A 9,160-nucleotide genomic window follows, 5' to 3' on the forward strand; every position below is an offset into this window, starting at 1 on the left:
GGTGAACCAGTCATCAAAGACTTCAGTGGTATATATTGAGTACATAAGTAGAATGTATCCTATAGGATACATTTATGCAAGAAATAAACTTGATATTTGGGGCTCGAAACGGTGAATTTCGTATAACAACCATTATGTTAAATGGACTTAATTTTTCAAATAATTAATTAAAATATCTGTTTGTAACGTGCTTTCTCAGCTCCAAGCAATAAATTGCACATATAAAGAAAAAAAGATTCATTAAAAAACCTAAAATCATATACAAATACAGAAAAAAATCAGGTCCATTTAAAAGTTTTCTTATAGAAGATATATTTCCACCATCGGTAAAAATAAACATTTGATATCTCATATAAATAAAAATTAACAAGACTAAAGAGCATAGTAATACAATTAAATGTCTATTGTTTTTAACATCATGAGTGCTCTGGTAATATCTTTCATATTTTTTAAATAAATATTGAGTTCTAATGTCTAAGCCCACAAATGTATACTTTAAAAGCATAATTAAAAAAATAAATATTTCAAATATTAACGTAACATCATTTACTAATTTTACTTGTGGTGATGCCAAAATCATTGATTGAGAAAATTTGGTGATCCCTAAATAATCTTCAATATAAAATCCCAAAATATAAGCAACAATAAAAACTAAGAAGAAGAGATATAAATAGAAATACCTAAAAGGTGATAATTCCTCCAGAACTTTCAATAGTAGTCTATCTGGATTATAGGCAGCTTCACTTATATCATTATTCATATCCCCTCCTGTTGTTCTACGAGTTAGATTGATCTTATTTCAGTTTTCCTAAAATTAACATAATACACCTTATACGAAATGCGTTATAATTCTCTTGAAAATTCAACGCTGTAGTTCCTAGTTGATAGCCCGAACATCCCTGTTCGGGCTTTTTTTGTGATTTTTCACGTTCCACGCCTATTATTTAAGCAATGTTTCACGACTTTATTCAGTTTTAATAAACATCATCCGGTTTTTTGGTGAGTCATTATTTCATTGCTGGCAATGAAATTGGCTCATCAAAAAATTGGAGTCCTGGTTAACCATACGGAAGGAAAAAACGGCTCAGGAAGCCTCTCTTTTTAGGTTCTGGCTCAACATGTTCTGGAACAGGGATACGTTTGTTCTCTGGAGTAGTCAATCCGTCCTCTTTAACCTGCTTTAACTGAATATTTGTTGCCATATCAGTTGGGTTTGGCGAAATATTACTTTCAATATTCTCTTTATTAGGTTCACTACTAGCTTTAGATGGCTTCATTTCAATTAGTGTAAGAAGCGTATCGATACGAGCATTAGCTTTAGCCTCTCTATCTTCTGCTTTTTCTAATTGTTTCTTTAAAAAGTCGATCTGATTTTTCAACTCTACTACTGTTTTATCAGTGTATTCGGGTGTATCCAGATTCTGTATTAGAGACGTATCAATACGTTTTGACTGTTTTCCAGAAAACGGTTCACCATATACACGCAATAATTCTGAAAAGTCTATAAAGCCATCATGATCACGGCTTAATACCCCATTTTTTATATCTTTATAAAGTGTCGCTCTAGATTTTTTATACAGTGTGGCAGCATCACTAACACTGTATTTTGTACTTGTTTTCATAGTGTATTACTGTGTATTTAAGATACGTATTGAAGAATACAATAAGTGTATTCTTCAATACACTCAAGGTTTGAAGCCTAAGTTCCGTAAGTAAGGTAAAAACTGCTTCTGTTGTTTTGGATCTCTAAGTTTTTCCTTGATTTTTGAAGCTAATATTTCATAGCTCTCGCCCTCACGCGCTAGATGAGAAAGTTCATGTAGACGTGATAGTTGATTACCAAACATGTTTATCTGAGCATCTGTTAACTTATAGAACTCTTTCGGTATGTCTGTAGTTTCCTGACCAATACTTTTTGTTTTTTCTTTAAAAGAAAAAGTAATGTGAGTAACTTTACGACCTGTTTTTTTCTGCTCATACGTCACACGTAAAGGGCTGTATTCATTTATTTGATCTACAGCAGTATCAATTACCCTTTTTTTAAAATCAGCAAATAACGGATACTTTTTACCTAGTTCCAGCATGGTTCGTAGATTATCAACAGAGATTTCACGCTTACCTATTTGTCTGTATTGCACCAGTAACTCATAGATACGGATACCGTACCCACTGTTGATACCCGCGATATCAGATAGAGCATATTTCGTAAATTCTCTACTTAGGTTAGATATAAAAGGCAAAATTGGTTTTGAAAAGCGAATACCAATGACACTTTGACTATCTAAAAACTGAACCTCTTGTACCCATCTCATTTTGATAGATTTATCGTCTACAGAGAGGTTGATAGACCTTTCATAAAGTCTATTAATCCCTTCTTTTAAATCTCTATAGGCTGTTTTCTCGTGTACTCCTAGGAGCTGTAATTCATTAACACTCACTGGGTATAACTCATCATCTGTGATGGGTTGATTCTTTGGAATACGTGAAATGGCTGCCAAGACAATACGTTGCTCTACGGCACTTAATTGATATGAAGCTTCTATAACTTGATTTGATTTTACAACTTGATTCTTATCCAAAATAAAACCATTTAATTTTTAATATATGACAAATATATACTTGTCATAGTTGGTAGTCAATCCGTCATAGTTAAGTAGTCAATCCGTCATAGTTAGTAGTCAATCCGTCATAGTTAGTAGTCAATCCGTCATATTTAAATACTGAAACTATTGCTACTAAAGGCATACAGAGGGCTGAAAAGATTTAAAAGATTTAAAAATAATTAAAAAAGGGAATTTGAAAAATTGCCCTTGGTTTTCGCTACGCTCAAACTCTATTGAATCTCGCTTTCGCTCGATTCGTTGGGGCAATTTTTGCTTCATATTTTCGTGACTTTTAGAAAAAGCAAAAGCAACTCGGAATTCGCTTCGCTCATAAGCTTTTTTTTCTCGCTACGCTCGGTTTAGGAATCAAACTTGGAAAGTTCGCACCCATTCGGGATGCTCTGCTATGCAGGTGATTGATGGATAGGGAGCTTGTAATCAGGGAAAGGAAAGGGCAAATTTTCTCAGTTCGCTCGTAGACACTCGCTCTGTTTAGCGACTCATGCCACGAGATTTCATTTTAGGCGCATGTTGCTGTGCTTTGAGCTGTTGTTCTTGTCTGAGTTTCATCTGTTGTTCTGCTTTGATCTCATCCACACATTTTTTAATGACTTGATAGGTTGGGTATAGAGTCTGGTATTGCTTGGCTTTGGCCGGATGTTGTTGTTGGTAGTGCTTCCAGGCATGTTCTTTGAATTTTTCATTTTCCAATAAATCCTTCACACCATTTTTTTTCTGGTGTTCATGCTGACCTTTCAGTTGTTTATGTTCTTGGTAAATCGCATCACGTTGGGCTTCCCAGGCTTTTTTTCCAAACAGTAAGGGTTTGTTCTGGGTTAATTGGTTGTGTTGATCCACCAGGCTTTGCAATTTGTCATGACTTTGTTTGAGTCCGCTTTTCACGATGTCTTGGGCGAGCTGCTGACTAAACTCGTTTTTATGCTTTTGCAGCTTACCCAAGGTGTTTTCTGCCTTTTTAAGAACATCCTGCATAAAATCCAGGTCTAGATTCGCCTCTTTTGCGCTGATTTCGCGTTTTAGCACTTTGCCAAGGGTTTCCCTCTGTTTTTCTTCAAACAGGGCTTTTTCGTCAATTGGTGGCGTTTTAGCGCTATTCTTGATTTGGATCTGCTGTTCTGTTTTCAGTTTGCTGAGTTTTATCTCATTTTCAGCAATTAGAACGTCCATATTTTTGTCGTATTGCAACTGAGCCTGATTTCTCTGTTTGATTTCATCATTGCTTCGGCTGATTTCGGTTTCGATGCCTCTTCTACGTAGTTCGGTGACTTTCGGTCCTTCGTGCAGGGTGGCTTCCAGGCCATTCTCCTGGTCTTTGTAGCTGCGGTGGTCGACCCGGGCTGTGGATCCGGCCAGATCCAGGTGCACATTGCAGATATCGGCAAAGTGTTCACGCCAGTGCTCGATTTCTCCACTGTGTTTCTGATCGAGTTCCCGGGTTTTCTCTGTAAAACCTTCTGGCGTAAGTTTACGTGTGCTCATTAGGATATGGGCGTGATAATTGCGCTCATCACTGCCGGATCCGGTATGCGGTGCATGAATACAGGCATCGACTGCTACCTGATGTCTTTCCACGATGCTGGCACATAATTCTTCGAGCATGGCCAGACGTTGTTCCTGATTTAATTCACTTGGAAAAGCGATTTCAAATTCTCGGGCAACTGTCGAGTTTTTTCGGGTTTCCCGTTGTTCAACTTCGTTCCAGAGTCTTTCCCGGTTTTTTAAATGTTCTGGTGCGCCTTCGGGTAAATAAATTTCTTTATATTCCACACCTGTTTTTCGGCTGTAATCATGTTCTCGGCCCTCACGTTCACAATAGATCTTTTCACCTGCCCGATAGGCAATCGCAGCAGTAGCGGAACGCCCTGCTGATCGTGCTACGGTTTTGACTGAAAAGTGGTAAATCGCCATGCCTGTTTTTCGCTTTTAAATTTTCACGTAGTGAAATACAACCGTGGATACGGTTGTCGGGGTATTGGGGAGACCCCAATCGGACTTGCAAACGAAGTTTGCATAAGTGCGCTCTTCGAGGAAAACATTACTATACATATAGCACCTTGAATGCATATTCAAGTGCGCTTATGTTAGGGATGGTTTCCCAGGATGATGGTATTGGATTAATGAGCGTTACTGAAACACTAGACAGCAAAATTAAAGCCCAGGAAGAAAAGCTGAAACAGCTTAAAGCTCAAAGACAAGCAGCACTTGCAAGAGAACGTGCTAAAGAGAAAGAACAGGCTCGCAAGGACGATACCAGACGCAAGATTTTGATCGGATCCTGTATGTTGAAAATCACAGAAGATGATGAACAGGCTAGAACAAAACTGATTGCTCAGATGGATCGTTATTTGACGGATGAAAGAGATCGTAAGCTGTTTCATCTGCCGGCAGTTAATTACTAATTTTTTGAAAAGATACATAGGAAGTTGAAATGAGATTGCTAATTGCTTTAATTTTTCCCTGGCTGCTATTTTTCACCATAGGACGACCATTTGCAGGCATCATCTGTTTGGTACTCCAGATTACAGTTTTAGGCTGGATCCCGGCTGCCATCTGGGCGGTCTATGCTTTGTCGGAATACAAAACGGATCAAAAAATTAAAAAAACTTTAGGTTAAATAGATTTAATAAAGAATATTTATTTGAAATACTCTGCATTGGATTTTTAAAAATTATTTAATGTCAATCGTCAGACTTTAGCGTGAAAAAAATTAGAAAAATGTGCTCAAAGTCTGACAATTGCTCTTCTTTTAAATATATAAGATACTGTTATTAATGAATTTATTATAGTATTCAATACTTAGGACAGCGTATAAATGGCTAACTTATTACAAAAAATCTCATGGAATGAAAACCAATATCAGATGCCTGATATTTCGGGCTATTATATTGAACAAGGGAAAGATAATTACATTGCTGAATCAGGAATAGGTCATGAGTCCTGGAACTTTAATAAGTCAGAATTAATTGACGGAAAAGTTTATGGTTATTTAAAAGCTGATGTATCTACCTTATTCAATGAAAAACATAATATTTTCTTTTTTTCTAGAAATTTAAATAATGAATTATATCTAGTTGGCTACTATAAAGACTGTAAGTATCTTACCGAAAAAGAAAGAATTGAATTAAGAAAAAAAATGGTAGATTCAGGTCTCTTAGATAAGCGTATTAATCAAGCGTATCGTATTCTGAGAGAAGAACATGATTTTTCAGAATGGGCATGGGATGATGTAGAGGCTGAATTTGGATTCGAAATAAGTTCTTTTAAACTAGAAGTATTGCCCGAAAATGTATTCTTTTTTAAAGAAAAAATTCCATTTACTGAAGAAGAGTGGAAAGCCGCAACTGGTAAAGGATGGCAAGAAAGATATGGAAACTATTCAGTTATTCCAGATCTAGAGATTTTTAAGAATAAGGTCATGAAGGAGGAATTCGCTTAAACGTTAGCTAGGTTAGTACAGTAAGCTTATTTTCTTTAACTAAAGCCCGTTTTAAGAGCGGGCTTTAGTATTTCGCATAAGAGATTTTATGTTAAATAGAGAGATTCATTATTTCTTCAAAAATTAAAAAAACCGCCTATTAGGCGGTTTTTTATAAAATATTTCTAACTAGAGATATTTAAAACGGTAAAATTTGGTGGTTGATATATGATTTGTGTCTGGGAAAAAATCATCATTCCCGAAATTAAAAACATCAATATTGTTATTACAGAACTATATAATCGCATTCATTACTTATCAATCTTAATAGACTGACATGTTAGCCTTAGATTGTTACATTTACAATAAAATTTTGATTTTATTATGATTTTATCTCTTTTTATAAGTTTGATAAATATATATATAAGAAAACTTGATTATTTTTATTTTTACTGTATATTTAACTCAACTAGAAAAAAAGTCTTGTTTCGGTAAATCTTCCTTAAGTATCGCAGTTTTAGTCATAATCCTTCGTTTTTTAGATTTTAAGTTTCATTCTTTATTATTTTCCAAGTTATAATCGGTCAATAAAATGACTAAAAATTATTAAAAATTAGTAGGATATATTATGTCAAACTCAAATATTGTTAAAGGTACTGTTAAGTGGTTTAACGAAACTAAAGGTTTTGGTTTTATTCAACAAGAATCAGGTCCAGACGTTTTTGCTCATTTCAGCGAAATCGCAAGTTCAGGTTTCAAAACCTTAATGGAAGGCCAGCAAGTTGAATTCAGTGTAGCTCAAGGTCAAAAAGGACCGAATGCTGTAAATATTGTTGCTATCTAAGTAATAATAGACAGTAATAAAAAGCACTCATGAGTGCTTTTTTTATACTTTAAAATTTGTTTTACAAATTGAAAAATTTCTAAAAAATAGGATGTAAGTTGTTAAAATTAAATGATTTAATTGCAAAATCTAAAAATGGTACTGAAATTATTGTTTCATTAATTCCCCTTCATAAAATGCAAAATACACGTCAAGGTTCAAAAAAATCGAAGTAGGTAAAAGAGTCCTTCTTTCATCTGGAATCGAGGTTGATTTAAATTTGGATGGCCGTACATTTTACACTTCTTTAAATCAGCTATTTAAATTAAGTCATAAAGTTGCTTAGAGCCAACATCAACAAGCATTAAGAATTTGGGTAGATTTCTACCACTATAATTTTATTAAGGGGATATATATGTTTAAACAGACTCTCAGCGTAAAAGACCAGTTTGGGGTTAAACACGCTATCCAAGCAACAGTAGATCATCAGTTTGCCGATACGCAATCTCACTCGAATATAAAACATATCACTGTTGAGGGAGAAGATATTCGACCTAGTTTCGAAATGTTTTTCCAAAGTACTTTAAGTGGAAAAATTTTTAAAATTTTATAAATACTATTGTTAAAACTAATACGATATTGATTGTGCGAAACGAGAGCTCAAAGCTCTCGTTTTTTATGCAAAAACTGCTAAAATTCTTATACGCCATTGACGTACTTAAACCTATGCTATTCATTGAAACTAGTATTTTTACCAAGCAAATCAAAGAGCTTGTAAGTGATGAAGAGTATCGTCAGCTCCAGCAAGATCTCTTGGTACAGCCTGATAAAGGTGACTTAATCAAGAATGGCGGTGGCATTCGTAAAGTACGTTGTGCTCAGGGCAATAAAGGCAAAAGTGGCGGTATCCGTGTGATCTATTATTGGGTCACAGAAGATGATCAGATCTTTTTCCTGGTGGCTTATCCAAAGTCTGTGAAAGATAATCTGACAGATAAAGAAACCTCGATCCTGCGTCAATTAGTGAAGGAGCAATTTCATGGATAACAACTTATTTGATGACCTGGTTGCTTCAATCAAAGAAGCTGGTGCCATCAAACGCAATGAAATAAAAGCAAGCCGAGTCACAGCGCTTGAATTGCCAGATATTAAAGAAGTACGTGAGAAAACTGGCTTAACCCAGGCAGAGTTTGCTGCACGTTTGCATATCAGCGCGAGAACCCTACAAAACTGGGAACAAGGCCGTCGCTATCCGACTGGTCCTGCAGCGACTCTAATTCGCATTCTGGATGCCCATCCAACTCTGATTTAAAAATTTTAGATAATAAAAAACCCCAGCATCCTGCCGGGGTTTTTTATCGTTGCTGATTGTGCTGTTGTACCCTCTGGTCCATGTGCAATAACTTATAATTTTTGTTTTATGTTATGGAACTTCCTGTTCCTGATGAGTTCATCATAGGAAAGTTCCAGTATCCTAGATAGCCGCAAAGGGCCGAGATTCACGTAAGCCTGAGCGTACAAAATAGCCTAAATTTTATCCCCAGCAATTGGGGATAGTTTTGGAACCTGGATCCGTATGAAATGGGCATCGATTGCGATATCGATCGTTTTTTAATCAATTTTAATGGCAAAATGTTACAGATCCGCCTAAAAACTCACCAACTTATTACAAAAGCCAATTTTTGTGCATTTTGTGGTCAGGGTGAAATTTTTAAGTTGTTGATTTTAAAATTAATATACAAGTGTACTTCGTATAACGCCCATTATGTTAAATGGACTCTATTTTTAGGTTAAACTAAATTAATAAATTTATAGAAAGAGGTGAATTGTGGATAACACGGACTTTAAAAAACTTATGGAGAGGTCTGCAAAAATTAGAGAAAGGTATCATGAGTTAGAAAGATCTAATCATAATACTATTTGGTCAATTGAAGAGGATGCATTAGCATTTTTAACAGATGCAGGATTAGTAGGCCGAAATATTATGTCTGAACAAAATAGATGGCCAAAAAAAGATACAGAAACTGAGTTACCCCATAAAATAGGAGAATGCTTTTGGTGGCTTATTATTCTGTCTCAAAGAATGGGAATGTCTCCTGAGGCATTAATAAATGATTTTTTATCAAAAACAGAGAACCATCTTAATATTAAGTAATTGTTAGGTGTATCGGAATTAACATAATACACCTTATACGAAATTAAAAAATGGAGCCTAAAGCTCCATTTTTTAATAACTTTTTTTAAATTGCTAAGCGTAAATTCAGTGCTTTTACAACTTTAATCACAGTATCAAAACTA

Annotated in this window: 12 protein-coding genes and 1 pseudogene; 9 read left to right on the plus strand and 4 right to left on the minus strand. The window is 35.2% G+C overall.

What is annotated here, in order from left to right:
- Nucleotides 1-163: 163 nt before the first annotated feature.
- The 4 genes from FTU46_RS16220 to mobQ form a co-directional block, all read right to left on the minus strand.
- Nucleotides 164-760, minus strand: a complete 597-nt coding sequence (locus tag FTU46_RS16220; RefSeq protein ID WP_180105331.1) for a hypothetical protein — start codon at nucleotides 758-760, stop codon at nucleotides 164-166.
- Nucleotides 761-1,058: 298 nt separating this feature from the next.
- Nucleotides 1,059-1,622 (minus strand): plasmid replication DNA-binding protein, encoded by a 564-nt coding sequence (locus FTU46_RS16225; RefSeq protein ID WP_180054136.1) that lies wholly within the window; start codon nucleotides 1,620-1,622, stop codon nucleotides 1,059-1,061.
- 63 nt (nucleotides 1,623-1,685) lie between these two features.
- Nucleotides 1,686-2,579 carry a replication initiation protein RepM gene (gene repM / locus FTU46_RS16230; protein ID WP_180054137.1) on the minus strand — a complete coding sequence of 298 codons (894 nt, stop codon included), beginning with the start codon at nucleotides 2,577-2,579 and terminating at the stop codon, nucleotides 1,686-1,688.
- 516 nt (nucleotides 2,580-3,095) lie between these two features.
- Entirely contained in the window at nucleotides 3,096-4,532 is a 1,437-nt protein-coding gene (mobQ, locus tag FTU46_RS16235; RefSeq protein ID WP_180105332.1) for a MobQ family relaxase, read from the minus strand.
- A 209-nt stretch (nucleotides 4,533-4,741) separates the two neighbouring features.
- On the opposite strand from mobQ, the gene FTU46_RS16240 reads away from it, so the two are divergent.
- The 9 genes and pseudogenes from FTU46_RS16240 (at nucleotide 4,742) to FTU46_RS16280 (ending at nucleotide 9,017) form a co-directional block, all read left to right on the plus strand.
- Nucleotides 4,742-5,023, plus strand: coding sequence for a mobilization protein (locus FTU46_RS16240; protein ID WP_180105336.1), 282 nt, complete (start codon nucleotides 4,742-4,744; stop codon nucleotides 5,021-5,023).
- A gap of 29 nt (nucleotides 5,024-5,052) precedes the next feature.
- Nucleotides 5,053-5,238 carry a YqaE/Pmp3 family membrane protein gene (locus FTU46_RS16245; RefSeq protein ID WP_180105333.1) on the plus strand — a complete coding sequence of 62 codons (186 nt, stop codon included), beginning with the start codon at nucleotides 5,053-5,055 and terminating at the stop codon, nucleotides 5,236-5,238.
- Nucleotides 5,239-5,436: 198 nt separating this feature from the next.
- Nucleotides 5,437-6,060: a hypothetical protein gene (locus FTU46_RS16250; protein WP_180105334.1), complete on the plus strand. Its 624-nt coding sequence runs from the start codon at nucleotides 5,437-5,439 to the stop codon at nucleotides 6,058-6,060.
- A 607-nt stretch (nucleotides 6,061-6,667) separates the two neighbouring features.
- Nucleotides 6,668-6,883 carry a cold-shock protein gene (locus FTU46_RS16255; protein WP_063454763.1) on the plus strand — a complete coding sequence of 72 codons (216 nt, stop codon included), beginning with the start codon at nucleotides 6,668-6,670 and terminating at the stop codon, nucleotides 6,881-6,883.
- Between the two features lie 98 nt (nucleotides 6,884-6,981).
- A pseudogene (locus FTU46_RS16260) lies at nucleotides 6,982-7,208 on the plus strand (hypothetical protein).
- Nucleotides 7,209-7,277: 69 nt separating this feature from the next.
- On the plus strand, nucleotides 7,278-7,475 hold the full coding sequence (locus tag FTU46_RS16265; protein ID WP_180105335.1) for a hypothetical protein: 198 nt from the start codon (nucleotides 7,278-7,280) through the stop codon (nucleotides 7,473-7,475).
- A 113-nt stretch (nucleotides 7,476-7,588) separates the two neighbouring features.
- On the plus strand, nucleotides 7,589-7,909 hold the full coding sequence (locus tag FTU46_RS16270; protein ID WP_000897309.1) for a type II toxin-antitoxin system RelE/ParE family toxin: 321 nt from the start codon (nucleotides 7,589-7,591) through the stop codon (nucleotides 7,907-7,909).
- Nucleotides 7,902-8,174: a NadS family protein gene (gene nadS / locus FTU46_RS16275; protein ID WP_005108769.1), complete on the plus strand. Its 273-nt coding sequence runs from the start codon at nucleotides 7,902-7,904 to the stop codon at nucleotides 8,172-8,174. Before FTU46_RS16270 ends, nadS begins: the two co-directional genes overlap by 8 nt.
- A 516-nt stretch (nucleotides 8,175-8,690) precedes the next feature.
- Nucleotides 8,691-9,017: a MazG-like protein gene (locus FTU46_RS16280; RefSeq protein ID WP_104470979.1), complete on the plus strand. Its 327-nt coding sequence runs from the start codon at nucleotides 8,691-8,693 to the stop codon at nucleotides 9,015-9,017.
- Nucleotides 9,018-9,160 lie beyond the last annotated feature (143 nt).

Origin of the sequence: Acinetobacter sp. YH12108, from assembly GCF_013419055.1 — a bacterium.
Taxonomy (GTDB): domain Bacteria; phylum Pseudomonadota; class Gammaproteobacteria; order Pseudomonadales; family Moraxellaceae; genus Acinetobacter.